Below are 25516 nucleotides of genomic sequence, written 5' to 3' on the forward strand. Positions count from 1 at the left end.
GTCCCGGTGCCCTACCGGGATACACTTTCCGGCGAAAGCCACTAAGGTCGGTCCCATGAGTTGGTCCCTGCCCCCGATGTCGAGCTATGCCGCGCTGCTGCTCGGCTACCTCCTTGGCGCGATCCCGTTCGGCCTCATCATCACCCGCCTCGCGGGCACCAAGGACATCCGCAGCATCGGCTCCGGCAATATCGGCGCGACCAACGTGCTGCGCACGGGGCGCAAGGGCCTGGCGGCGATCACGCTGCTCTGCGACGCGCTGAAGGGCACGGTCGCCGTGCTGCTCGCCGGCTGGCTGTTCGGCGCGGCCGATACGCTGCCGGCGGCGCTCGGCGCCTTCCTCGGCCACGTCTTCCCGGTCTGGCTCGGCTTCAAGGGCGGCAAGGGGGTGGCGACGTTCCTGGGCGTGACCATCGCCCTCGCCTGGCAGGCGGCGATCGTGTTCGCCGCCTCCTGGCTCACCGTCGCCTTCGTCACCCGGTACTCGTCGCTCTCCGCGCTCGTCGCCAGCATCCTCACCGCGCTCGCCGCCTTCCTGATCGCGCCGCCGCCGACCGGCCTGCTGCTGGCGATCCTCTCGGCGCTGCTCTGGTTCATGCATCGCGCCAACATCGCTCGGCTGATCGCCGGCACCGAAGGCCGGATCGGCGGGAAGGGCTGAGGTTTGGCCTTACGCGGCGTCGAGCTCGACCACGGCCAGCGCCGCGACTGGCTTCGCCTGATCCGGGCCGAGAATGTCGGGCCGCGGGCCTTCCTCAACCTCGTCAACCGCTTCGGCGGCGCGGCGGCGGCGCTGGAGGCGCTGCCCGGCATGGCGCGGCGCGGCGGCCGGCTGATCGAGCCGCGCATTCCCTCCATCGCCGAGGCCGAGGCCGAGATGGAGGCGCTGGCACGCATCGGCGGCCGCTTCATCGCGCTGGGCGAGCCGGCCTATCCCGTGCTGCTGCGCCAGATCGAGGACGCGCCTCCCCTCATCGCCGTGCGCGGCCGTCCCGAGCTCATGAGCGCGCCCGTGGTCGGCATGGTCGGCTCGCGCAACGCCTCGGGCGCCGGGCGCACCATGGCGGCGCGGCTGGCGCGCGGGCTCGGCACGGCGGGCTGGGTGATCGCCTCCGGGCTGGCGCGCGGCATCGACACGGTCGCCCATGAGGCGAGCCTCGACACCGGCACCATCGCCGTGCTCGCCGGCGGCCATGACCGGCCCTACCCCCGCGAAAACGAGCGGCTGCTTGCCGCCATCGCCGAGCGCGGCGTGGTCCTCACCGAGATGCCGATGGGCTGGGAGCCGCGCTCGCGCGACTTCCCGCGCCGCAACCGTCTGGTGTCGGGCCTGTCGCTCGGCGTGGTGGTGGTGGAGGCGGCGGAGCGCTCGGGCTCGCTCATCACCGCGCGCCTTGCCGGCGAGCAGGGCCGCGAGGTCTTCGCCGTGCCGGGCTCGCCGCTCGACCCGCGCGCGGGCGGCACCAACGCGCTGATCAAGCAGGGCGCCGCGCTCGTCACCGACGTATCGGACGTGATGTCGGCGCTGGCCGCGTTCCGCGAGCGCCTGCCGGTCATCGACGCCGACGAGGAGGTGTCCCCGCCGATGGAGGCGCCCGAGCCGGGCGACGACCTGCGTGCCCGGGTGATCGGACTGCTCGGGCCGACGCCCCTGCCGGTCGACGACCTCGTGCACATGGCGGGCACGAGCGCCGCCGAGCTGCAGATCGTCCTGCTCGAGCTCGAGCTCGCCGGCCGACTGGAGCGGCACGGCGGCGGCCGGGTCTCGATGCTGTGACGGCGTCAGTCGTCCTGCCCGCCCGGCTCGGCGCGGCGGGCCGCCGCGCGTGCCTCATCGCGTGCCATCTCGAGCAGATAGCGCAGCACCGCGAGGTCGGTGGTGTCGGCGAGCTCGGAAAGTTCGTGGGCCAGCGTGGCGATATAGTCCGCGGTCTCACGCGTCCGGTCTGCGTGGCGATCGATCTCGTTCACGAAAGTTCCGTAGGGCTGAATTCTGGATAACTGAAGGGTAACATTCCGTTTCCCGGTATTGCTACCCATGGCTGCACTGTTTCCTATAGACACTATCAAAAATTGTAATGCGCCCTGCCGCAACCTCGTGCATGGGTGGTATGCGGCCGGACGGCTCCCCCGGTGCGGCCCGAGACGTTGCATGGATGCGCCACGCTGGCACTCCTCGTGCTTGTGGAACGGTTGCCATTTGACAGCCGGTGGCGGCTACCCCATTTTCCCGGCCTCTTTCAAGGCTTGATATACCAACGGACACAGCTGGCTCATGCAGGTCGTCATCGTCGAATCGCCGGCAAAGGCGAAGACGATCAACAAATATCTGGGTCCAGGCTACGAGGTCTTCGCCTCGTATGGACATGTGCGCGATCTCCCGGCCAAGGACGGCTCGGTCGATCCCGAGCACGATTTCCACATGTTGTGGAACGTCGACCCCAAATCCCAGAAGCGGCTGTCGGACATCGCCCGCGCGGTGCGTGACGCCGACGCGCTGATCCTCGCCACCGACCCGGATCGCGAGGGCGAGGCCATCTCCTGGCACGTGCTCGAGGTGCTGAAGGAGAAGCGCGCGCTCAAGGACAAGCCGATCTCGCGGGTCGTCTTCAACGCCATCACCAAGCAGGCTGTGCTTGAGGCGATGAAGAACCCGCGCATGATCGATGAGGCGCTGGTGGATGCCTATCTCGCCCGCCGCGCGCTCGACTATCTGGTCGGCTTCACGCTCTCCCCGGTGCTGTGGCGCAAGCTGCCCGGCGCCCGCTCGGCGGGACGCGTGCAGTCGGTCGCGCTGCGCCTCGTCTGCGACCGCGAGCGCGAGATCGAGACCTTCGTCACCCGCGAGTACTGGTCGATCGCCGCCCGGCTCGCCACCCCGCGCCGCGACGAGTTCGAGGCCCGGCTGGTCGGCGCCGACGGCAAGAAGATCGGCCGGCTCGATGTCGGCACCTCGGAGGAGGCAGCCGCCTTCCGCCAGGCGCTGGAGAGCGCGAACTACACGGTGCGCTCGGTCGAGGCCAAGCCCGCGCGGCGCCACCCCTACCCGCCCTTCACCACCTCGACGCTGCAGCAGGAGGCGAGCCGCAAGCTCGGCCTCGCGCCGGCGAGCACGATGCGGATCGCCCAGCGCCTCTACGAGGGCGTGGACATCGGCGGCGAAACGGTCGGCCTCATCACCTATATGCGTACCGACGGCGTCGACATGGCGCCGGAGGCGATCGCCTCGGCGCGCTCGGTGATCGGGCGCGACTATGGCGAGCGCTACGTGCCCTCCGCCCCGCGCCGCTACACCGCCAAGGCGAAGAACGCGCAGGAAGCCCATGAGGCGGTGCGTCCCACCGACCTGGCGCGCCGCCCGAAGGACGTCACGCGCTACCTCGAATCCGACCAGGCCCGGCTCTACGAGCTGATCTGGCTGCGCACCATCGCCAGCCAGATGGAATCGGCCGAGCTGGAGCGCACCACGGTCGACATCGACGCGGTCGCCGCCGGCCGGGCGCTGGAGCTGCGCGCCACCGGCTCGGTGGTGAAGTTCGACGGCTTCCTCACCCTCTATCGCGAGGACCGGGACGACGCACCGGCGGACGGCGAGGACGAGGAGAACCGCCGCCTGCCCGCCATGTCCGCCGGCGAGGGCCTCGCCAACAAGGGCATCAAGGCCGACCAGCACTTCACCGAGCCGCCGCCGCGCTATTCGGAAGCCTCGCTGGTCAAGCGCATGGAGGAGCTCGGCATCGGGCGCCCCTCCACCTACGCCTCGGTGCTCGCCGTGCTGCGCGACCGCGAATATGTGCGCCTCGAAAAGCGCCGGCTGGTGCCCGAGGACAAGGGGCGGCTCGTCACCGCCTTCCTGGAGAGCTTCTTCGACCGCTATGTCGAGTACGACTTCACCGCCGATCTGGAGGAGAAGCTCGACAAGATCTCGGCCGGCGAGCTCGCATGGAAGGACGTGCTGCGCGACTTCTGGCTCGATTTCACCGCGGCCGTCGGCGAGACCAAGGACCTGCGCGTCTCGGAAGTCATCGCCGCGCTCGACGAGATGCTCACCGCCCACATCTTCCCGCCCAAGGAAGACGGCTCCGACCCGCGCCTGTGCCCCAATTGCGGCACCGGCCGGCTGTCGCTGAAGGTCGGCAAGTTCGGCGCCTTCATCGGCTGCTCGAACTATCCCGAGTGCAAGTACACCCGCCCGCTCGCGGTGCAGTCCGGCGAAAATGGCGAGGCGGTCGAGACCGGCCCGCGCGTGCTCGGCACCGATCCGGAGACGGGTCTGGAAGTCACCGTGCGCGACGGGCGCTTCGGCGCCTATCTCCAGCTCGGCGAGGCCGCCGAGGGCGAGAAGCCCAAGCGCTCCAGCCTGCCCAAGGGGCTCGCCCCCGCCGATGTCGATCTCGACACCGCGCTCGGCCTGCTTTCGCTGCCGCGCGAGATCGGCCGCCACCCGGAGACCGGGGAGCCGATCCTCGCGGGTATCGGCCGCTTCGGGCCCTATGTGCAGACGGGGAAGACCTACGCCAATATCGAGGCCGGCGACGACATCCTCGCCATCGGTCTCAACCGGGCGGTGACGCTGATCGCCGACAAGCAGAACAAGGGGCCGGGACGCGGACGCGCGGCCGGCGGGCGCGAGCTCGGCGAGCATCCCAGCCTCGGCGGGTCGGTGACGGTGCGCCCGGGCCGCTTCGGCGCCTATGTCAATCACGGCAAGGTCAACGCGACCCTGCCCAAGACCATGTCGCCGGACGAAATCACGCTGGAGCAGGCTGTCGAGCTGATCACCGCCAAGGCCGGCTCGGCGCCCGCCAAGCCCGCCCGCCGCGGCGCGGCCAAGACCGCCAGCAAGGACGCCGACGCGCCCGCGAAGAAGCCGGCGGCGCGCAAGTCCGCCGCCAAGAAACCGGCCGCCAAGGCCTCGTCGGCCAAGTCGTCTTCTGCCAAGAGCCGCTCCGCCACCGGCGGCTGAGGCGAAGTCGTCCCGCCGGGCGGCCGGGCGACGATCTCCGGGAAAGAGATGAGGAAGCGGGCGGCGCGCCGCCCGGCCCTATTCCGGCAGCGCGGCGGCCGGCGAGGCGTGGCCCCTGAGCGGGCGCTCCTGCATCGCGATCATCGCGATCAGCGACAGGGTGAGCGCGGCCGCGGCCATCAGGAACACCCAGCGGAAGGCGAGCGCGAGTGCCTCGCTCCCGGCCTGCCCGCCGCCGAGCAGGGTCTCCATCGAGCCGCTTCCCTCCAGCCCCGACATGCTGATGACGACGGCGCCGAAGCCGGCGGTCAGGATGGCGCTGCCAAGCGAACGGAAGAAGTTCGCCAGCCCGGTCGCGGTGCCCATCTGCGGCAGCGGGACGGCGTTCTGGATCGCCACGGTCGAGACCGGCAGCACCGTGCCGAGCCCGATGCCCGTCACGCCCATCGCCACCAGATAGAGCCACAGCGGCGGGTTGACGGGCTCATAGGCCAGCACCAGCAGGGCGAGAATGCCGCCCACGAGGCCGAGCACCGGCAGCCGCTTGTAATGGGTGACGCGGCTCATCACCTGCGAGGCGCCGGTGGCGCCGACCACGACGCCCGCCATCAGCGGGATCAGCGCGAGGCCCGACTGGCTGGCGCTGAGCCTGACCACGCCCTCCAGATAGAGCGGCATCTGGATCGAGAGCCCGACCATCGTGCCCATCGCGAAGGCGGCCGAGGGCACGCCGGTGCGCACCACCTGGTTGGAGAGCACCGCGATCGGCAGCAGCGGCTCCAGCGCCGTCGCCACCCGCACCGCGAAGCCGAGCCAGATGACGGCCGAGATCGCGGCGAGCCCGAGGATCTGCGGCGAGGTCCAGGCGAAGCGCGTTCCGCCCCAGCTCAGCGCCAGCAGCAGCGCCACCGTGGCGGCGCACATCAAGAGCGCCCCGATCACGTCGAGCCGGCGCGGATGGTGATGAGCCGGCAGGCGGCGCAGCGTGCGGTCGCTCATGGCCGCGGCGGCGATGCCGAGCGGCACGTTTATCCAGAAGATCAGCGACCAGTGCAGGTGCTGGGCGAAGAAGCCGCCGAGGATCGGCCCCGCGATCGAGGAGGTGATGAAGACGGCGGCGAAATAGACCTGGTAGCGCCCGCGCTCGCGCGGCGGCACCAGCAGGCCGATGATGGTCTGCGCCAGCGCGATCAGGCCGCCGCCGCCGAGCCCCTGCACGGCGCGCCCGCCGATCAGCCACAGCATGGAGGGCGCCAGCGCGCACGCGATCGAGCCGACGAGGAACAGCGCGATGCAGCCGTTCAGCACCGGGCGCGGGCCGTGGATGTCGGCGAGCTTGCCGACCATCGGGGTGACGGCGGTGCCGGTCAGCAGGTAAGCGGTGACGATCCAGGAGAGGTTCTCGAGATCCCCGAACTCGGCGCCGATGGTCGGGAGGGCGGTGCCGATGATGGTCTGGTCCAGCGCGGCGAGCAGCATGGCGAGCATCACGCCGACAATGATGGTTCTTATCGCGGCATGGTCGAGCGGGGCGGGCTGCGCCTCCGTGGTACAGGCATCCATTAACGAATCTTTCAAGCAGCGGCTGGTCCCGCCCCCCGGGACGGCGCAAAATCTTCCTATGATCGCCTGAATGCAAGGGCAAAGGAGGCGCCCCTGCCGCCGGTGCGCCGGCCCGCCCGTCGACGTGAGCGCCCGATACCGCTAGCGTCTTCCTGACATTCTCGGACAGTGACTCGTGCGCAAACCCGCCAGACCGAAACCCCGCAAGGAAGCCGTCCCTCGCCGGCCGAAGGGCCTGCCTACCCGCGAGGAGCTCACCACCTTCATCGCCTCCCATGGCGGCGACGTCGGCAAGCGTGAGATTTCGCGCGCCTTCGGCCTCGACGGCAGCGACCGGATCGTGCTCAAGGCCATGCTGCGCGAGCTCGCGGACGAGGGGCTGATCGGGCGCAAGCGCCACAAGCTCCACGTGCCGGGCGCGCTGCCCGCCGTGGTCATGAGCGAGGTGGTGGAGCGCGACGAGGACGGCGAGCTGATCGCCAAGCTGATCGACTGGGACGAGGAGGAGCACGGCGAGGCGCCCCACATCCTGGTCCGCCTCGCCCGCCGCGGGCGCATGGCCGGCCCGGCCCCGGCGATCGGTGATCGCGTATTGTTGAAGACCGACGAGATCCCCGAGGCCGACGGGCGGGTGCGCCACACCGGGCGCGTGCTCAAGATCATCGAGAAGGCGCGCGCCCTCACCCTCGGCATCTTCCGCCGCGACGCACAGGGCGGCGGGCGCCTCGTGCCGGTCGACAAGCGGCACATGGGCCGCGAGCTCGTCATCCCGCCCGACTTCGCCGCCGACGCGCAGGAGGGCGACCTCGTCTCGGTCGAGGTCGTGCGCCACCACGCCTACGGCCTGCCGACTGCGAAGGTAAAGGAGCGGCTCGGCTCGATTTCCACCGAGAAGGCGATCAGCCTCATCGCCATCCACGCCCACGGCATTCCGAGCGTGTTCCGGCGCGAGGCACTGGCCGAGGCCGAGGCGGCCAAGCCCGCGTCTCTGGCCGGGCGCGAGGACTGGCGAGACCTGCCTCTCGTCACCATCGACCCGCCCGACGCCAAGGACCATGACGACGCGGTCCATGCGGTGGCCGATCTCGATCCCGACAATGAGGGCGGCTTCATCCTCACCGTTGCCATCGCCGACGTCGCCGCCTATGTGCGCCCCGGCTCGGCGCTCGACCGCGAGGCGCTGGCGCGCGGCAACTCGGTCTATTTCCCCGACCGGGTGGTGCCGATGCTGCCCGAGCGCATCTCCAACGATCTGTGCTCGCTGCGCCCGCTGGAGGATCGCCCGGCGATGGCGGTGCGCATGGTGGTCGGCGCCAATGGCCGCAAGAAGCGCCACAGCTTCCACCGGGTGATGATGCGCTCGGCCGCCCGGCTCTCCTACATCCAGGCGCAGGCCGCGATCGACGGGCGGCCCGACGACACCACCGGCCCGCTGCTGGACGAGGTGCTGCGCCCGCTCTGGGCCGCCTATGCGGCGGTGAAGAAGGCGCGCGACGCCCGCTCTCCGCTCGAGCTCGACCTGCCCGAGCGCAAGATCCTGCTGAAGCCCGACGGCACGGTCGACAAGGTCGTCGTCCCCGAGCGGCTCGACGCGCACAAGCTGATCGAAGAGTTCATGATCCTCGCCAATGTCGCGGCGGCCGAGACGCTGGAGGAGAAGCACACGCCGCTGGTCTACCGCGTGCACGACCAGCCCTCGCTGGAGAAGATGTCGGGCCTGCGCGAATTCCTGCAGACGCTCGACATCAAGCTGCCCAAGACCGAGACGGTGCGCCCGGCGCAGTTCAACGACATCCTCGCCCGGGTCGACGGCTCGGAGCTGGCACCGCTGGTGAACCAGGTGATCCTGCGCAGCCAGGCGCAGGCGGAATACGCGTTCGAGAATTACGGCCATTTCGGCCTGCATCTGCGCCGCTACGCGCATTTCACCTCGCCGATCCGGCGCTATGCCGACCTCATAGTGCACCGGGCGCTGATCCGCGCGCTCGGCCTCGGGCGCGACGGCCTGCCGGAGACGATGACGCCCGAGCAGCTCGCCGAGATCGCCGCCCGCATCTCCGCCAGCGAGCGGCGCGCCATGGCGGCCGAGCGCGAGACCATCGACCGGCTGATCGCCCACCACATGGCCGAGCAGATGGGCGCCCAGTTCAAGGGACGCATCGCCGGCGTCACCCGCGCCGGGCTGTTCGTCACGCTGGACGATACCGGCGCGGACGGGTTCATCCCCGCCGCCACGCTGGGGCTCGACTATTACCGCTACGACGAATCGCGCCACGCGCTGATCGGCGAGCACAGCGGCGAGATGCACCGGCTCGGCGACCGCGTCGAAGTGAAGCTGGTCGAGGCCGCGCCGGTAGCTGGCGCGCTGCGATTCGAGCTTATATCGGAAGGACAACAGGTCACGGGCGCCCGGAAAGGCGCGCGCGGGGCGGGCCGGTCCCGCTTCCGCCGCCCCGAGGAGCGCCCGCGCCGCGCGGCGCTGCGCGGCAAACGCAGATAGCGCCCGGAGGCGCGACGCAGATGAAGGCACGGCCGCAATATCCCTACCGCCCGGTCGGCACCGCCCTCAGCCGCGGGCTGCACATGCGCTGCCCGGCCTGTGGCGAGGGCAAGCTGTTCCACGCCTATCTCAAGGTGAACGAGCGCTGCCCCGCCTGCGGCGAGGCGCTGTGGCACCACCGCGCCGACGACGCCCCGCCCTACATGGTCATCACCATCGTCGGCCATATCGTCGTGCCGCTGCTGCTGGCGGTGGAAATGGCGCTGCATCCGGCGATCTGGATCCACATGGTGCTGTGGCTGCCGCTGACGCTCATCCTGTCGCTGGCGCTGCTGCCGGCAGTCAAGGGCGCGCTGATCGGCTATCAATGGGCGCTCCACATGCACGGCTTCGACCCCTCCGATCCCGAGCACGACCCGCTCCCGCCCAGCCACCGCGCCCAGGCGGCGATGGGCAAGCCCGCCAGCCTCGGATCCTGAACCTTCCGGAACGCCTCCCCGCCATGAGCCCTGTCGACGTCACCTCGCGCTTCAATGTTGCGGCGCGCGGACCCCGCCATCCGACCATCCGCCCCGCCGACGCAGCGGTTCTCATTCTCGTCGACCGCTCGAAGCGCACGCCGCGCCTGCTGTTCGGCCGGCGCAACCCGGCGATGCGCTTCATGCCCGGAAAGCTGGTCTTTCCCGGCGGACGGCTGGAGCCGAAGGACCGGCACATGCCGGTCTACGGCATGCTCGACGCCGAGAGCGAGCGCCGCCTCGCCGCCCGGGTGGTGCGCCCGAGCGCGGCGCGCTCGCGAGGGCTGGCGCTCGCCGCCATCCGCGAGGCGTTCGAGGAGACCGGGCTTGCACTCGGCACGCGCGAGGCCGGCACGCCGGAGCGGATGCCCGACGGCTGGCAGGATTTCGGCGCCGCCGGGCTGTTCCCCAATCTCGAGGCGCTGACCTTCGTCGCCCGCGCCATCACCCCGCCCGGCCTGGTCCGCCGCTTCGACACCCGCTTCTTCATCGCCGACCTCGCCGATGTGAGCCATCGCGTCGACGGCGTCATCGGGCCGGAGCGCGAATTCGTCGAGGCCGCCTGGCTGACGCCGGACGAGGCGCGGGGCGCCGAGATCCCCGACATTACCCGCGCCATCGTGGAAGAGGTCGAGACCCGGCTTTCCGGCGGCAACAAGCCCTGGCTGCCGGTGCCGCTCTATTTCGCCCGCGGCAAGCGCATGTATCGCGAGCCGCTGGCCTGAGGCGCCGGGCCGGCGAGCGCCCGGCCTCCCCCCGATCCGCGTGATGAACACATTGCCAAAAGTCATTCGACTTTCGCCGTCCATGGGGTAGAGCCAACGGCCCGGAGGCTGCGTCCTCCCTGCTCCAGGTGCCGTCATGTCCGCCCCCGTCTCCTCCATCCCCGCGCCGCGCGGCGCCAACGTCGCCTCGATCGCCGCCGCGATCGCCGCGATCTCGGTGGTGGGGCTGGGGCTGGCGCTGTCGATCCCGCTGCTCGCCTTCGAGCTGAACGCGCGCGGCATCTCCAGCACCTGGATCGGCATCAACACCGCGGTCGGCGGCGTCGCGACGATCCTCATCGCGCCCTTCATGCCGGACCTGGTGCGCCGCTGCGGCGCCGGGCCGCTGCTGATGGCCGCGCTGCTCGCCGCCGCCGCCAGCCTCGTCGCCTTCAAGCTGACGGGGCCGTTCGTGCTGTGGTTTCCGCTGCGCTTCGTGTTCGGCGCCGCGCTGTGCGTGCTGTTCGTCGTCAGCGAGTTCTGGATCAACGCGGCCGCGCCGAGCGGGCGGCGCGGGTTCGTCATCGGCATCTACGGCACCGTGCTCTCGCTCGGCTTCGCCGGCGGGCCGGCGATCCTCAGCCTCGTCGGCACGGACGGCCTGACGCCCTATCTGTGGGGCGCCGGCTTCTTCGCCCTCGCCGCCGTGCCGGTGCTGATCGGTGCCTCCGGCGCGCCGGTGATCCGCAAGGAGAGCTCGGGCGGCGTGTTCAGCCTGATGCGGATCGCGCCCGCCGCGACGCTGGCCGCCTTCATCTTCGGCGCCGTCGAGACCGGCTTCCTGAACTTTCTCCCGCTCTACGGCCTGCGCCGGGGACTCGGCGAGGCGGACGCGGCGATCCTGCTCACCGTCGCCGAGCTCGGCAATGTCGGGCTCCAGCTCCCGCTGGGCATGATCAGCGACCGGGTGGACCGGCGCCGCCTGCTGCTCATATGCGGCACGCTGGCGCTCGCCGGCGCGCTGCTCCTGCCCCATCTCGCCGTCGATAGCTGGGTGATGTGGGCCGTGGTGTTCGTCACCACCGGAATCTGCGCCGGGCTCTACACGGTGGGCCTCACCCTGCTCGGCGCGCGCTTCGAAGGCGCGGCGCTCGCCACCGCCAACGCCGCCTTCGTCATGCTCTACTCGATCGGCCTGATCGTCGGCCCGACCGCGGTGGGCGGGGGCATGCAGGTGCTCGACCCGGACGGCTTCGCCTGGGCACTCGCCCTGTTCCTCGCCATCTATGTGGTGGTGGTCGCGGGGCAGATATGGCGCGATCGCTGACGCGCCTTCCTTGACAATCGCGCGCCGATCACGGATACGGACGCGCAACGAGCGGCGGACCAGCCGCACGAACCCAATCTGTTTGACGTGGCCGTCCCACGTTCGACTGCCACGCTCCTGGAGATCCGGTCATGGCCAAGGCAACGACCATCAAGATCAAGCTCGTGTCGAGCGCCGACACCGGCTTCTTCTACGTCACCAAGAAGAACTCGCGCACCATGACCGACAAGCTGGTCGTGAAGAAGTACGATCCGGTCGCGAAGAAGCACGTCGAGTTCCGCGAAGGCAAGATCAAGTGATCTGAGCCTTCGGGCTCGAGCCAAGCACGCAGAAGGCGCCGCGAGGCGCCTTTTTTGTTGCCGGTACAGGGATTTGCGGACGACGCCTGAGACGGCGAATCAGGCATGGATCGGAAGGTGGCGGCGCGAAGAGGCCTTCCGCGCCGCCACCCGCCGACTGACCCCCACGGACCCAGGAGATGCGGCGGACCCGAGCACTCCGCAGGGCAGCTCGATACCGGCCTCAGGCTAGCGCAAGCCGCGCGGAAAGCAACTGTCCGCCAGGGGGCGAATCGCCCCGGCAGGCGCTTCAGTCGGGAAGGAACTGGCGCACGGTCTCGAGGAACCGGCCGACCGAGATCGGCTTGGAGAGATAGGCCTCGCAGCCCCCCTCGCGAATCCGCTCCTCGTCGCCCTTCATGGCGAAGGCGGTGACCGCGATGACGGGAATCGCCTTGAGTTCCGGGTCGGCCTTGAGGGCGCGCGTGACGTCGAGGCCGGAGACTTCGGGAAGCTGGATGTCCATCAGGATCAGGTCGGGCCGGTGGTGGCGCGCGAGGTCCATCACGTCCCGCCCGTTGCGGGTGCCGATGGTGACGTAGCCGTGGGCTTCCAGCAGATCGTTGAAGAGCTTCATGTTGAGCTCATTGTCCTCAACGATCAGAACGGTCTTGGGCATCGGGGCTCGATCCGTGAATCCTGCGAGGTCGCCGACGGTCCACGCGGGCCGGAATCCAGCAGCGTCGGCCCGTCAATGGCGTTAATCTAGCCGCCCATTCCTTACGGAACCGCAAATGCAACGTCGCTCTTCCAAGCCCCTGTCGACGCTCCAGGCCGCCCGCGAGGTGAGTCTGGGCGCCCTGTCCTACCTCGCCGGCGATCCGGAGCGGATCGGCCCCTTCCTCGCCGAGAGCGGCCTCTCGCCGGCCGACCTGCGCGGGGTGGCCGCCTCGCCCGCCTTCCACGTCGCGCTGCTCGACTTCCTAATCGCCCATCAGGACCTGCTGCTCGACTATGCGCAGACGGCCGAGATCGATCCCGGCCATGTGGTGGCGGCGCGCGAGATCCTGTTCCACGCCGATATCGGCGAGGACTGACGGCGCGTCACGGGGGACGAGGGAGCGATCGGGAGACCAAGGATGGCGCGCCTGCCCGCCTTCTGCCGGGACTGCCTGCACGAGGCGGGCGGGGAGCCGCGCTGCCTCGCCTGCGGCAGCCCGCGGCTCGTCCGCCATGGCGAGCTCGACACGCTCCACATCGCCCATATCGACTGCGACGCCTTCTACGCCTCGGTGGAGAAGCGCGACGACCCGAAGCTGCGCGACGTGCCGGTGATCGTCGGCGGCGGCAAGCGCGGCGTCGTCTCCACCGCCTGCTACCTCGCCCGGGTGAAGGGCGTGCGCTCGGCCATGCCGATGTTCAAGGCGCTCGCCCTGTGCCCGGAAGCGGTGGTGGTGAAGCCGAACATGGCGAAATACGCCACCGTCGGCCGGCAGATCCGCGAGCGCATGCTGCGGCTCACCCCGCTGGTGGAGCCGCTCTCCATCGACGAGGCCTTCCTCGACCTCGCCGGCACGCAGCTCCTGCACGGCGAGAGCCCGGCCCGCGCGCTCGCCCGCCTCGCCCGCGAGGTCGAGGCCGAGATCGGCGTCACCCTCTCGGTCGGGCTGGCGCCCAACAAGTTCCTCGCCAAGATCGCCTCCGACCTCGACAAGCCGCGCGGCTTCGCCGTCATCGGGGCGGGCGAGGCGCGCGCCTTCCTCGCCCCGCGCGGCGTCGGCACGATCTGGGGCGTTGGCAAGGCGACGCAGGAGCGTCTCGCCCGCGAGGGCTACCGCCTGATCGCCGACCTGCAGGCGGCCGACGAGGCGACGCTGGCCCGCCGGCTCGGCAATGAGGGGCTGCGCCTGTTCCGCCTCGCCAACGGCATCGACGAGCGCCCGGTCAACCCGGAGCGGGAGACCAAGAGCGTCTCCACCGAGACCACCTTCGACGTCGACATCAGCGATTTCCGCGCCCTCGAGCAGGAGCTCTACCGGCTCACCCGCAAGCTGTCGGACCGGCTCAAGGCCGGCGGCCATGCCGGGCGCACGGTGACGCTCAAGCTCAAGACCGCCGATTTCCGGCTGATCACCCGCGCCCATTCGCTGGAGGACCCGACCCAGCTCGCGCACCGCATCTTCGATCACGCCCGCACGCTGCTGCAGCGCGAGGCGGACGGGCGGCGCTTCCGGCTGATCGGGGTCGGGGTGTCCGAGCTCGCCGACCCGGCGCTCGCCGACCCGGCCGACCTCGTCGACACGGTGAACACGCGGCGCGGCATCGCCGAGCGGGCGGTGGACGACCTGCGCGCGCGCTTCGGCAAGGAGATCATCGACCGCGGCATCATGCTCGACGCCCCGCGCCGCACCGTGACGCCGCAGCCGGACCGCAACCTGACCTCGCCGGACGCGCCGCCCGCCGGGCCGGACGCGGTCAGTTCTTCGGGCACTCCTCGCGCGGAAGCGCCTCGTAGGAGGTGAGCGTGCCGCGCAGGGCGAAATCGCCATAGTCCAGCTTCAGCGCGCGGCTGACGCCGTTGTCGAACAGGTCGAAGCTGATGATGTAGTCCGGCGTCTGGCTCTTGCCGCCGTGCTCGTAATAGCTGATCGTCACCGGGTAGCGGGTGCGCCCCGCCAGCTCGCCGGACTTGGCGGCGGCCTCGAGCCCGCTCTCGTCGGTGAGGCCCTTCCCGATCACGGTCAGCGTGTCATAGACCTTCCGCCCGTCGGGCGAACCGTCATAGACCGCGGCCTGCAGGATCGGGTCGCCGCGCGTCGCGGCGGAGAGGATCTCCATCACGTGCTGGGTCGGCAGCAGCACGTTGCCGGGAATCTGGATCGTCGCCTCTTCCGGCTCGGTCGCCTTGACCACCAGCTTGCCGCCCTTGCGCTCGGCGACGCCGTCCGCCTCCTCCGGCACCTCGCCATTGACGGCGTTGGTGACGCGGAAGCGGTAGGCGCTGCCCGAGCCGTCCTCCCAGGTCGCGGTCGAGATGGCGCTGCTCAGACGGCCGCCCTGCGTGTCGAGGTCCGTGTTCTGGCGAAGCTGCACCGAATAGCCCGCACAGCTATTGCCGCGCAGCTCGTAGACGATCTGCCCCTTGGCCGCGTCGACGCGCTTGGCGGGCTCGCTGCCGTCGAGCGAAAGCGCGTAGGTCGCGCGGTGCGGCGCGAGCTGGACCGCCCCCGCCGGCAGCGCCGCGCACAGGAGGAATGCCGAAGCGAGGGCGACGCGGAACGGCACGCGGACAGGCATAGGCACGGCTCCTCTGGCATGCTGCGCGCAGCTTGCGCACGGCCCTCCGATCAGCCAAACATCGCTACCCGAGCGGGGCAAGGGCCAATATCGAACAAGGCTAACGCCCTCCGACCCAGGGTCCGAGGTAACAAGATAGCATGGAGAGACATATGTCCGGAACGGTCGAAGCCAGGCTGGCGGCGCTCGGCATCACCATCCCCGAGGCGAGTGCGCCGGCGGCCAACTACGTGCCGAGCGTGATCACCGGCAACCAGCTCTTCATCTCCGGCCAGATCTCCATGGCGGGCGGCAAGATGATGCAGGGCAAGCTCGCCCGTGAATCCGACATCGAGGCCGGCCGCGCCGCCGCGCGCCAGTGCGGCATCAACCTGATCGCCCAGATCAAGGCCGCACTCGGCGACCTCGACCGGGTGAAGCGGGTGGTCAAGCTGGTCGGCTTCGTCAACTCGGCGCCGGACTTTACCGAGCAGCCGAAGGTCGTCAATGGCTGCTCGGACCTATTCGTCGAGGTGTTCGGCGATGCCGGCCGCCATGCGCGCTCGGCGGTGGGCGTCGCGGCGCTGCCCTTCAATGTGAGCGTCGAAGTCGAAGCGATCATCGAATTCGCCTGAGCGCGGCCCGTGAGCGCCCCTCCCGCCTATGCGATCAACGCCCCGGCCTGGCTCACCGCCCGGCCGGTGGCGCATCGCGCCCTGCATGACGCGGCGCGCGGCATCGTCGAGAACACGCCCGCCGCGGTGGACGCGGCGATAGCCCGCGACTACGCGATCGAGGTCGACATCCAGCTCGCCGCCGACGGCGAGGTCATGGTGTTCCACGACGACACGCTCGACCGGCTGACGACGGCCACCGGCCCGGTCGGCGCGCTTGCCGCCGCCGCGCTCAAGGCGGTCGCCTTCCGCGATACCAGCGACCGGATGATGACCCTGCCCGAGCTGCTGACGCGGGTCGCCGGGCGGGTGCCGCTGGTCATCGAGATGAAGAGCCGTTTCGACGGCGACGACGCGCTCGTCGTGCGGGCCGCCGGCATCCTGGCGGACTATGCCGGCCCCGCGGCGCTGATGTCGTTCGACCCCGACCTCGTGGCCGCGGCGCTGCGCCTCGCGCCCGACATCCCGCGCGGCTTCACCATGGAGCGGCGCTATGACGACCCGGAATGGGATTTCCTGGCGCCGGGCACCAAGTTCGCCTGGGGCAACCTGCTGCACGTGCCCCGCACGCGCCCGGACTTCCTCGCCCATTACGTGAAGGACCTGCCCTCGCCGGCCGTCGCGCTGGCGCGGCGCTCGCTCGGCCTGCCGCTGCTGACCTGGACCGTGCGCACCGCCGAGGACCGCGCCGTCGCCGCCCGCCACGCCGACCAGATCATCTTCGAGGGCTTCCTGCCCTGAGCTTCTTGCCCTGAACTCCCACCCGAGCGTGCTCTCCGTGCCCTGCCCGCAGCGCAGGGCACCGGAATTCGCGTTGTCGTGAAACGCCTTCCGTCCGCCGCATGGGGCGCGCACATTAGGCACGGCACCCCGCGCCATCCTGCGAACGACACGGCATCCCATGACTGACGACACCATCCGTCTGCGCGTCGAGAGCGACATCCGCGCCCTCACGCCCGCAGACTGGAACGCCTGCGCCGACGACGCCTCGCTCGAAACCTTATCGAACGACTTCAAGAAGCTGATCTGCAAGGATTTTTCCGACCCCGCCAAACGGCGCGGCAACCCGTTCACCAGCCACGAGTTTCTGTCCGCGCTGGAGGAATCCGGCTCGGTCTCGGCCAAGACCGGCTGGCTGCCGCAGCATCTGGTGCTGGAGGGGGCGAACGAGCAGGTGCTCGCCATCTGCCCGGCCTATCTGAAGTCCCACTCGCAGGGCGAATACGTCTTCGACCATGGCTGGGCCGAGGCCTATGAGCGGGCGGGCGGCCGCTACTATCCCAAGCTCCAGGTCAGCGTGCCCTTCACCCCCGCCACCGGCCCGCGGCTGCTGGTGCGCGCCGGTGCCACCGCGCCCGCCGCCCGCACCGCGCTGGCGCAGGGGCTGGTCGCGCTGGCGGAGATGCGCGGCGCCTCCTCGGTCCACGCCACCTTCCTGACCGAGGCCGATGCGCGGGCGCTGGAGGGCGAAGAGTTCCTGCCCCGCACCGACCAGCAGTTCCACTGGCATAATCGGGGTTATGGCAGCTTCGACGACTTCCTGGGCGAACTCGCCTCGCGCAAGCGCAAGGTCATCCGGCGCGAGCGGCGCGAGGCGCTGGCGAACGGCATCTCCATCCACTGGCTCACCGGCGCCGACATCACCGAGGAGATCTGGGACGCGTTCTTCGCCTTCTACATGGAGACCGGCTCGCGCAAATGGGGCCGCCCCTATCTCAACCGGAAATTCTACTCGCTGATTGGTGAGCGGATGGCCGACCGGGTGCTGCTGGTGATGGCGAAGCGCGCCGGGCGCTGGATCGCCGGGGCCATCAACTTCATCGGTCCGGACACGCTCTATGGCCGCAACTGGGGCGCCGTCGAGCACCATCCCTTCCTGCATTTCGAGGTCTGCTACCACCAGGCGATCGAGTTCGCGATCGCGCGCGGCCTCGCCACGGTCGAGGCCGGCGCCCAGGGCGAGCACAAGCTGGCGCGGGGCTATCTGCCGGTGACCACCCGCTCGGCCCATTTCATCGCCGACCCGGGCTTGCGCGCGGCGGTGGCGAGCTATCTCGAGCGCGAGCGCGACTACGTGGAAAGCGCGGGCGAGGAGCTGACCGAGCTCGGCCCCTATCGCCACAATGCCCGCCACCTCGACGAGGAAGCCTGACCGGCGCACGGGTGCGCGAAGCCTTGACCGGCGCCGCGCGGGCTGCAATCACGGCCGGCACACAGGACGGCCGGCGGGCGCCGGGCCGACAGGGAGGACCGCCATGACCTATGATCCGGGCAACATCTTCGGCAAGATCCTGCGCGGCGAGCTGCCCGCCTACCGGGTCTATGAGGACGAGCGCGTCCTGGCCTTCCTCGACATCATGCCGCGCGCGACCGGCCACACGCTGGTCATCCCCAAGGCCCCGTCCCGCAACCTGCTGGACGTGGAGCCGGACGACCTCGCGGCGGTGGTCGCCGCCGCGCAGCGCATCGCCCGGGCGCAGATGCGCGCCTTCGAGGCCGACGGCATCACGCTGACCCAGCACAATGAGAAGGCCGGCGGACAGGAGGTGTTCCACCTCCATCTCCACGTCATCCCGCGCCATACCGGCGTCGAGCTGCGCCCGCCCCTGTCCTACAAGGAGACGCCGGAAGCGCTCGCGGCGCAGGCGGAGGCGCTCAAGGCCGCGCTCGCGGGCTGATCACGCCCCGACGCCGAGCCACCAGGCGCCGGCCACCAGCACCACCTCGGCGGTGAGCACGCCCGCCAGCACCGAGCGCCGCCCGACGAGGAAGCCGGCGATGCCGGAGCCCACCGCGGCCAGCCTGAGCCAGAGCGGAAGCGCCACCAGCGCCCCGCTCGGCACCAGCACAAGATGCGCGACCACCGCTGCCAGCAGCGCTGTCGCCACCGCGCGGATCCAGCGCATGAGGAGGCTGTCGTCGTCGAGCCCGCGCCCGAGCGCGACGCCAAGGACGCGCCAGACCTCGTTCGGCAGGAAGCCGACCAGGATCACGATCAGGATCGCCCCGAACTCGCTGAGCTGTCCGTTCACGGGCGCGCTCCCGTCCGCCGCTTCGGCGGCAGCCGCGCGATGACGAAGGCGAGCGTTCCCCCGCCGACGCCGGCCCAGAACAGGTCGAGCCCGCCCGGCAGGTAGGAGGCGAAGGGCGAGATCGCCGCGCCGAGCACGATGGCGAGCCAGTCGACGCGCGCCTTCGCATTGCGCACCAGCAGGATGGTGAAGGAGATCGGCGTGAGCAGCAGCAGCGCCACCGCGAGCGGCGCCGGCAGCACGTTGGTGAGGTAGAAGCCGGCGGCGGTGCCGATGACGCTTGTGGTCATCAGCCCGGCACCGACGCCAACCGAAAAGGCCGGGCGCGCCGCCGTCGGCACCTTGGGCAGCAGGCGGAAGCCTTCCGCCCACAGCGTGACGGCGACGAAATGGGCGCAGAGCAGTTCCTGCCACAGGCGCGGCCTGCGCCCCCGCATCAGCGGCATCAGCGACACCACCATCGGCAGCAGCCGGACACCGGACAGGCACACGGCGATCGCCAGGGCCGGGAGCGAGGAGCCCGACGCCAGCCCGCCGACCAGGATCACCTGCGCCGGCAGCGCCCAGACCAGCACGGTGGAGATCAGGCCGGCGACGATGGGAAAGCCGAGGTCGTGCAGCAGGCCGCCGAACCCCAGGAAGGTCGCCAGCAGCACGAAGCCGGGCGCGCTCAGCGAGGCGATGGCGCCGCGCAGGAACCAGACCGGGGTGCCGGCCTCGCCGGCCTCGGGGATGGAAGGGGGTGAATGCATTATGCGGAATCCAGTGGGCCGTTGATCGACCCGCAGGACGGCGCGGTCAAGCCGAACCTTCGGACCCTGGCCGCCAGATAAAGCAAAACCGCCCGCGAGCTACCGCGGGCGGCTTGCATTTTTCGATGATCGGCCCGGCGTGCCGGGCCTCTCCGCCGCGGCTCAGACCTTGAGCGGCACGCGCGGCACGCGCGAACCGCCGGCCCGGCCGCGCCCGCCATCGGCGGCCTTCTTGGCCTTGGTGCCCGTGCCGGCCTTGCGGCGCGGCGCGCGCTTCGGCTTCGGCGCCAGGATCTTCTCCGGCTTCGGCGTGATCGGCCCCTCGGGGAACTCGAAGCCGAGCGAGGTGGTCGCCGTCTCGTCGGTGACGACCACGACCCGCACATGCCCGCCCGAGCGCAGCTTGCCGAACAGCACCTCGTCCGCCAGCGGCTTCTTGATGTGCTCCTGGATCACGCGGCCCATCGGGCGCGCGCCCATCTGCTCGTCATAGCCGCGCTCGACCAGCCAGGCGGTCGCCTCGTCGGACAGCTCGATGGTGACGTTGCGGTCGGCGAGCTGGGCCTCGAGCTGGAGCACGAACTTCTCGACCACCAGCGCGATCACCTCGTTGGTGAGGTGGGCGAACGGGATGATCGAATCGAGCCGGTTGCGGAACTCCGGCGCGAACAGACGGTTGATCGCCTCCACGTCGTCGCCCTCCCGCTTGGAGCGGGTGAAGCCGAACGCCGACTTCGACAGGTCGGCCGCGCCCGCATTGGTCGTCATGATGAGAATGACGTTGCGGAAGTCGACCTGCTTGCCGTTGTGGTCGGTCAGCTTCCCGTGGTCCATCACCTGCAGCAGGATGTTGAACAGGTCGGGATGCGCCTTCTCGATCTCGTCCAGCAGGAGCACGCAGTGCGGATGCTGGTCGATGCCGTCCGTCAGCAGGCCGCCCTGGTCGAAGCCGACATAGCCGGGAGGCGCGCCGATCAGCCGCGAGATGGTGTGCCGCTCCATGTACTCGGACATGTCGAAGCGCAACAGCTCGACGCCGAGGCTGGAGGCGAGCTGCTTGGCCACCTCGGTCTTGCCGACGCCGGTAGGGCCGGAGAACAGGTAGGAGCCGATCGGCTTCTCCGGTTCACGCAGGCCCGCGCGGGCGAGCTTAATCGCCGAGGCGAGCGCCTCGATCGCCTTGTCCTGGCCGTAGACGACGCGCTTGAGCGTGGTCTCCAGCCCGGCAAGGATCTCGGTGTCGTCCTTGGAGACCGTCTTCGGCGGGATGCGGGCGATGGTGGCGATTGTCGCCTCGATCTCCTTCACGCCGATGGTCTTCTTGCGCCGGCCCTCGGGCAGCAGCATCTGGGCCGCTCCGGACTCGTCGATGATGTCGATCGCCTTGTCCGGCAGCTTGCGGTCATGGATGTAGCGCGCGGAGAGTTCCACCGCCGCCTTGATGGCGTCGTTGGTGTAGCGCAGCCGGTGGTAGTCCTCGAAATAGGGCTTCAGCCCCCGCAGGATCTCGATCGCGTCCGGCACGGTCGGCTCCGGCACGTCGATCTTCTGGAAGCGGCGAACCAGGGCGCGGTCCTTCTCGAAGTACTGGCGGTACTCCTTGTAGGTGGTCGAGCCGATGCAGCGCAGCGTGCCCGAAGCAAGGGCAGGCTTGAGCAGATTGGAGGCATCCATCGCCCCGCCGGAGGTCGCCCCGGCGCCGATCACCGTGTGGATCTCGTCGATGAACATGATCGCGTCCGGATAGGCCTCGATCTCCTTCACCACCTGCTTCAGGCGCTCCTCGAAGTCGCCGCGGTAGCGCGTGCCGGCGAGCAGCGCACCCATGTCGAGCGAGAACACGGTCGCCTTCTTGAGGACGTCCGGCACCTCGCCGTCGACGATGCGGCGCGCAAGGCCCTCGGCGATGGCGGTCTTGCCCACGCCGGGATCACCCACGAAAAGCGGGTTGTTCTTGGAACGGCGGCAGAGCACCTGGATGGTGCGCTGGATCTCGCCGTCGCGGCCAATCAGCGGATCGATCTTCCCGTCGCGCGCCTTCTTGTTGAGGTTCACGCAATAGGCTTCGAGCGCATCGGCCTTCTTCTTGGCCTCTTCCCCGGTCTTCGTCTCCGTCTCCTCCTCGGCGCCACGGACGGGACGACTCTCGGACATGCCGGCGCGCTTGGCGATGCCGTGGCTGATGTAGTTGACCGCGTCGTAACGGGTCATGTCCTGTTCTTGCAGGAAATAGGCCGCATGGCTCTCCCGCTCGGCGAAGATCGCGACCAGCACATTGGCGCCGGTCACCTCCTCGCGGCCGGAGGACTGGACATGGATCACCGCGCGCTGGATCACGCGCTGGAATCCGGCCGTCGGCTTGGAATCCTCGCCCGCGTCCTGCACCAGGTTGTCGAGCTCGGTGTCGATGTACTCGACCAGGTTCCGGCGCAGCTTCTCGAGATCGACATTGCACGCGCGCATGACCGCGGCGGAATCCTGGTCGTCGACCAGCGACAGCAGCAGGTGCTCGAGGGTTGCGTATTCGTGATGGCGTTCGTTAGCGAGCGCGAGGGCCCGGTGAAGTGACTGTTCGAGGCTTCGGGAGAAGGTGGGCATCGGGACCTCTTCGTTTAGCCGTCGCGGGGCGTCACTTCTTCTCCATGACGCACTGCAAAGGATGCTGATGCTTTCGTGCGAAGTCCATCACCTGGGTGACCTTTGTCTCGGCCACCTCGTAGGTGTAGACGCCGCACTCGCCCACGCCATGCTGGTGCACATGCAGCATGATCTGGGTGGCTTCCTCCCGGTTCTTGGTGAAGAAATGCTCCAGCACGTGCACGACGAACTCCATTGGCGTGTAGTCGTCGTTGAGAAGGAGCACCCGATAGAGATTGGGCCGCTTCACCTGCGGCTTGGTACGGGTAATCACCGCCGTGCCGGGCGCGTTGTCGCCGCGCCGGCGACGCTCGTCGTCAGCCATCATCCTCTCGTGCAGCTTAGACATGACCGATAGTGCCATTCAGGCTGGACCTTCGCGGCCGGGGCTGGCCGTAGGAAACTATAATAGGTACGCCTCCCCCCCAGCGCCAGAGCCTCCTTGCGGGCGCTCTGTCGCAATCCGGTGACATTGCCCGCCCGGATCGTTGCGCGACGCCGCCTTGGCGCATGACCGCGCGATGACGCGCCCCTCGCGCCCGCCGTGGAAAACATTCCCCGAAGGGTGGGGAAAAGGCGAGCCGGCCGGCGCGGCAGGGCGTGGCCACAAAAGCAGAAGGCCCGGCGGGGAGCCGGGCCTTTGCGGTGGAGACGGTACCGGCCCAAAGCCGGAAAAGATTTGCCGAGGAGACTGCGGGAAGCAGTCCGCCGAGAGCGATCCGCCCGAGGGACCTCCCTCGCCGGACCCGCCTCGCGAATCCGGGCCCCGGGGAAAACCCGCGCAGACGCCGTCGCGACGGATCCCGGGGAGAGCCTCAGAGAGAGCGGCCTCGGCACGGCGCCTCGCTCGGCGCCGGCCAATAGGCGCCGATCACCTGACGCCGGTCACTTGGCGCCGATCACTTGGCGCCGGGAAACTTGCCCAGCATGCTCTCGTACGGCTTGTAGGTTTCCTTGGCGAGATCGGCATAGAGCTCGCCCATCTTGGTCGCCTGGGCGACGAAGCCTTCATAGGCGTTCTTGAAATAGTCGGACTGGATCTCGACCGCCTTGTCGAGCGTCTTGGCGCCGAACAGCTTCTCGGCCGCGGCAGTGCCTTCCTCGAAGGACTTCTTGGAATAGTCGGCGACTTCGACGGCGATCGCCTGGACGCCCTTCGACATGGTGCCGAAGCTCTTCATGGCGATGTCGAGATTGTCCTTACCCAGTTTCTGGATCTCGTCCATATTCTGCATGGTAGCCAACTCCTTTGCTCCTCCGCGCGTGCGGCCTACGCGTCTCACCCGCGCCTGCTTTGGGAAACCGTGGTCCCACGCTCTATATAATGCAATGCACCATCCACGTCAATGAATTTTGTGCACTGCAATATGGCGGCTACAACACTGCGCTACCTGCCCTTTTTCTCGCCACATGAATGTCGTTCACTATCCGAGTTTACGAGTTCGTAACCGCGCCCTCCATAAGCTCCCCGTAGTGATCGCTCGGCAACGTTTCCTTGAGCTGCGGGATATCAGCGCCGCTAAGGCGCATCCAGCGCAGGGGCGCTGACGGGTATGGATGTTCCCGGCCGGGGGCCGGATGAGTAGCGGGACGGGTAGATGCAGGTTCCGGGGATGGGCACGCGGCTTCTGCGTGCGGGGGCGACCTTGTTGGCAATTTCGGTGCTGGGGGCCGGTGCGGCCGAGGCAGCGAGCGGCGGTTGGCAACGCGGTTATGCCGACATCGTCATCGACGCCAACACGGGCAAGGTCCTTCACCAGGACGACGCGGATTCGCTGCGTCATCCCGCCTCCGTCACCAAGGTGATGACGCTCTACCTGCTGTTCGAGCAGCTCGAGGCCGGCAAGCTGCGGCTCAATTCGCAGCTCAAGGTCTCTTCTTACGCGTCCAAGCAGCAGCCCTCGAAGCTCGGCGTGAAGGCCGGCTCCACCATCCAGGTCGAAGACGCCATCCAGGCGCTCATCACCCGCTCGGCGAACGACGTCGCGGTGGTGATCGCCGAGAACATCTCCGGCAGCGTGCCCGAATTCGCGCGACTGATGACCCGCCGCGCCCACCAGCTCGGCATGTCGCGCACCAACTACGTCAACCCGAACGGCCTGCCGGACAAGCGCCAGCTCACCACCGCCCGCGACCTCGCCACCCTCGGCCGCGCGATCCAGGAACGCTTCCCGACCTACTACAAGTATTTCGAGGAACGCAGCTTCATGTATCACGGGGTCGCCATCCGCAATCACAACCGGATGCTCGGGCGGATGAAGGGCGTGGACGGCATCAAGACCGGCTACACCAATGCGTCCGGCTTCAACCTGCTGACCAGCGTGAAGCGTGACGGGCGCTACGTGATCGCCGTGGTGCTCGGCGGCCGCAGCGCCGCCTCGCGCGACAACCGCATGGTCGCGCTGCTCAACGACACGCTGTCCCGCGCCTATTCCGGCCGGCAGATGGTCGCCCGCATGGACAAGGCGCCGGTGGACGCCGACGACCTGCCGACGCCGGTGGTCGCGCTCGCCACGCCGACGCCGCCCGCCCCGCCGGCCGTGTCGCCGGAGGAAGTGCCGGTCCCGCTCGCCAATCCGCGCTTCGCCCTGGCCTCGGCCACCGCGTCCGTCACCTCGTCCGCCTCCGCCCCGCTGGCGATGGCCGAGGTCGAGGACGAGGACACGATGGCCACCGCCTCCATCCCGATGCCGCTGGCCGCGCCGCAGCAGGCCGCGCGCGCCCCGGTCAAGGTCGAGGCCGCCCAGGTCGCCGCCGCGCCTGCCGAGGACACCCCGCCCGTGGGTTCGGCCGCGCCGATCGTGCCGGTAAACGTCAAGACCGTGGCGGTGGTGTCGCCCAATTCCGCCGCGACCGCGCATTTCAGCAACCAGCCCGGCATTCTCGGCACGCTGTCCTTCAGCCCGCTGCCGGGCTCGGGGGTGAAGACCGCCGCCGCCCAGCGCGCCATCAAGCCGATCGAGGTGGCCAGCGTCGGCGACGTCGCCATTCCTCGCCAGGACACCGAGGTCGCCGAGAAGACCGCCGCTCCGCGTTCGGGCTGGGCGATCCAGATCGGCGCCTATGGCAGCGAGGCCGACGCCCGCGCCCAGATCGCCCGGGCGCAGAAGAAGGTCCCCGGCCCGCTCGCCAATGTCGATCCCTACACCGAGGAAGCGACCAAGGGCTCAACCACCTTCGTGCGTGCCCGCTTCGCCGGCTTCGATGCCGAAGCCGCCGCGCGCAAGGCCTGCAGCGCCCTGAAGCGCCAGGACTTCGGCTGCATGGTCTTCCGGAACTGACGGGGATG

The 25516-nt window shown here is 69.6% G+C and carries 24 protein-coding genes; 15 read left to right on the forward strand and 9 right to left on the reverse strand.

Going from position 1 to position 25516, the window contains the following annotated elements; all coding sequences use genetic code 11:
• The first annotated feature begins 55 nt into the window (after positions 1-55).
• Both plsY and dprA read left to right on the forward strand, forming a co-directional pair.
• Entirely contained in the window at positions 56-661 is a 606-nt protein-coding gene (gene plsY / locus NVS89_RS16230; RefSeq protein ID WP_258733806.1) for a glycerol-3-phosphate 1-O-acyltransferase PlsY, read from the forward strand.
• A 3-nt stretch (positions 662-664) separates the two neighbouring features.
• Positions 665-1777, forward strand: a complete 1113-nt coding sequence (dprA, locus tag NVS89_RS16235) for a DNA-processing protein DprA (protein WP_258733807.1) — start codon at positions 665-667, stop codon at positions 1775-1777.
• A gap of 5 nt (positions 1778-1782) precedes the next feature.
• Here the strand turns inward: dprA and NVS89_RS16240 are convergent, their stop codons facing one another.
• Complete coding sequence (locus tag NVS89_RS16240; protein ID WP_258733808.1) at positions 1783-1971, reverse strand: hypothetical protein; 189 nt, start codon at positions 1969-1971, stop codon at positions 1783-1785.
• Between the two features lie 304 nt (positions 1972-2275).
• Between NVS89_RS16240 and topA the strand changes: the two genes are divergently transcribed.
• Positions 2276-4966: a type I DNA topoisomerase gene (topA, locus tag NVS89_RS16245; RefSeq protein WP_258733809.1), complete on the forward strand. Its 2691-nt coding sequence runs from the start codon at positions 2276-2278 to the stop codon at positions 4964-4966.
• Positions 4967-5044: 78 nt separating this feature from the next.
• On the opposite strand, the gene NVS89_RS16250 is transcribed toward topA, so the two are convergent.
• The gene (locus NVS89_RS16250) at positions 5045-6529 is read right to left on the reverse strand and encodes an MDR family MFS transporter (protein ID WP_258733810.1); all 1485 of its coding nucleotides are present in this window, start codon (positions 6527-6529) and stop codon (positions 5045-5047) included.
• 175 nt (positions 6530-6704) lie between these two features.
• Between NVS89_RS16250 and rnr the strand changes: the two genes are divergently transcribed.
• From rnr to rpmG, 5 genes are all read left to right on the forward strand, one after another.
• A complete protein-coding gene (rnr, locus tag NVS89_RS16255) occupies positions 6705-9029 on the forward strand; it encodes a ribonuclease R (RefSeq protein ID WP_374114585.1) in 2325 nt (774 codons plus the stop codon).
• A gap of 20 nt (positions 9030-9049) precedes the next feature.
• Positions 9050-9508, forward strand: a complete 459-nt coding sequence (locus NVS89_RS16260; RefSeq protein ID WP_258733811.1) for a DUF983 domain-containing protein — start codon at positions 9050-9052, stop codon at positions 9506-9508.
• A gap of 23 nt (positions 9509-9531) precedes the next feature.
• Positions 9532-10272, forward strand: a complete 741-nt coding sequence (locus NVS89_RS16265) for an NUDIX hydrolase (RefSeq protein ID WP_258733812.1) — start codon at positions 9532-9534, stop codon at positions 10270-10272.
• A gap of 136 nt (positions 10273-10408) precedes the next feature.
• A complete protein-coding gene (locus NVS89_RS16270; protein ID WP_258733813.1) occupies positions 10409-11578 on the forward strand; it encodes an MFS transporter in 1170 nt (389 codons plus the stop codon).
• Between the two features lie 131 nt (positions 11579-11709).
• Positions 11710-11877 (forward strand): 50S ribosomal protein L33, encoded by a 168-nt coding sequence (gene rpmG / locus NVS89_RS16275; RefSeq protein ID WP_013166321.1) that lies wholly within the window; start codon positions 11710-11712, stop codon positions 11875-11877.
• A gap of 289 nt (positions 11878-12166) precedes the next feature.
• On the opposite strand, the gene NVS89_RS16280 is transcribed toward rpmG, so the two are convergent.
• Entirely contained in the window at positions 12167-12535 is a 369-nt protein-coding gene (locus NVS89_RS16280; protein WP_258733814.1) for a response regulator, read from the reverse strand.
• A gap of 115 nt (positions 12536-12650) precedes the next feature.
• On the opposite strand from NVS89_RS16280, the gene NVS89_RS16285 reads away from it, so the two are divergent.
• Complete coding sequence (locus NVS89_RS16285) at positions 12651-12953, forward strand: DUF3572 domain-containing protein (RefSeq protein ID WP_258733815.1); 303 nt, start codon at positions 12651-12653, stop codon at positions 12951-12953.
• Positions 12954-12995: 42 nt separating this feature from the next.
• On the forward strand, positions 12996-14378 hold the full coding sequence (locus tag NVS89_RS16290) for a DNA polymerase IV (RefSeq protein ID WP_258733816.1): 1383 nt from the start codon (positions 12996-12998) through the stop codon (positions 14376-14378).
• Here the strand turns inward: NVS89_RS16290 and NVS89_RS16295 are convergent.
• Positions 14332-15153 carry a cell envelope integrity EipB family protein gene (locus tag NVS89_RS16295; RefSeq protein WP_258733817.1) on the reverse strand — a complete coding sequence of 274 codons (822 nt, stop codon included), beginning with the start codon at positions 15151-15153 and terminating at the stop codon, positions 14332-14334. The two genes, NVS89_RS16290 and NVS89_RS16295, sit on opposite strands and share 47 nt — an antisense overlap.
• A gap of 152 nt (positions 15154-15305) precedes the next feature.
• Here NVS89_RS16295 and NVS89_RS16300 point away from each other — a divergent pair, with 152 nt between their 5' ends.
• The 4 genes from NVS89_RS16300 (at position 15306) to NVS89_RS16315 (ending at position 18484) form a co-directional block, all read left to right on the forward strand.
• A complete protein-coding gene (locus tag NVS89_RS16300) occupies positions 15306-15767 on the forward strand; it encodes a RidA family protein (protein ID WP_258733818.1) in 462 nt (153 codons plus the stop codon).
• 33 nt (positions 15768-15800) lie between these two features.
• Positions 15801-16547, forward strand: a complete 747-nt coding sequence (locus NVS89_RS16305) for a glycerophosphodiester phosphodiesterase family protein (RefSeq protein ID WP_258733879.1) — start codon at positions 15801-15803, stop codon at positions 16545-16547.
• A 160-nt stretch (positions 16548-16707) separates the two neighbouring features.
• Positions 16708-17958 carry a GNAT family N-acetyltransferase gene (locus tag NVS89_RS16310; protein ID WP_258733819.1) on the forward strand — a complete coding sequence of 417 codons (1251 nt, stop codon included), beginning with the start codon at positions 16708-16710 and terminating at the stop codon, positions 17956-17958.
• Positions 17959-18061: 103 nt separating this feature from the next.
• Complete coding sequence (locus tag NVS89_RS16315) at positions 18062-18484, forward strand: HIT domain-containing protein (protein ID WP_258733820.1); 423 nt, start codon at positions 18062-18064, stop codon at positions 18482-18484.
• Here the strand turns inward: NVS89_RS16315 and NVS89_RS16320 are convergent, their stop codons facing one another.
• The 5 genes from NVS89_RS16320 to NVS89_RS16340 form a co-directional block, all read right to left on the reverse strand.
• On the reverse strand, positions 18485-18838 hold the full coding sequence (locus NVS89_RS16320) for an AzlD domain-containing protein (protein ID WP_258733821.1): 354 nt from the start codon (positions 18836-18838) through the stop codon (positions 18485-18487).
• Positions 18835-19590, reverse strand: a complete 756-nt coding sequence (locus tag NVS89_RS16325; protein ID WP_258733822.1) for an AzlC family ABC transporter permease — start codon at positions 19588-19590, stop codon at positions 18835-18837. Before NVS89_RS16325 ends, NVS89_RS16320 begins: the two co-directional genes overlap by 4 nt.
• A 162-nt stretch (positions 19591-19752) precedes the next feature.
• Positions 19753-22188, reverse strand: coding sequence for an ATP-dependent Clp protease ATP-binding subunit ClpA (gene clpA, locus NVS89_RS16330; RefSeq protein WP_258733823.1), 2436 nt, complete (start codon positions 22186-22188; stop codon positions 19753-19755).
• Positions 22189-22219: 31 nt separating this feature from the next.
• The gene (gene clpS, locus NVS89_RS16335; protein ID WP_374114586.1) at positions 22220-22576 is read right to left on the reverse strand and encodes an ATP-dependent Clp protease adapter ClpS; all 357 of its coding nucleotides are present in this window, start codon (positions 22574-22576) and stop codon (positions 22220-22222) included.
• Positions 22577-23126: 550 nt separating this feature from the next.
• Positions 23127-23462 (reverse strand): phasin family protein, encoded by a 336-nt coding sequence (locus NVS89_RS16340; protein WP_258733825.1) that lies wholly within the window; start codon positions 23460-23462, stop codon positions 23127-23129.
• A 363-nt stretch (positions 23463-23825) separates the two neighbouring features.
• Between NVS89_RS16340 and NVS89_RS16345 the strand changes: the two genes are divergently transcribed.
• Positions 23826-25508, forward strand: coding sequence for an SPOR domain-containing protein (locus NVS89_RS16345; protein ID WP_258733826.1), 1683 nt, complete (start codon positions 23826-23828; stop codon positions 25506-25508).
• The last annotated feature ends 8 nt before the right edge of the window (positions 25509-25516 follow it).

The organism is Ancylobacter mangrovi, assembly GCF_024752355.1.
GTDB lineage: Bacteria > Pseudomonadota > Alphaproteobacteria > Rhizobiales > Xanthobacteraceae > Ancylobacter > Ancylobacter mangrovi.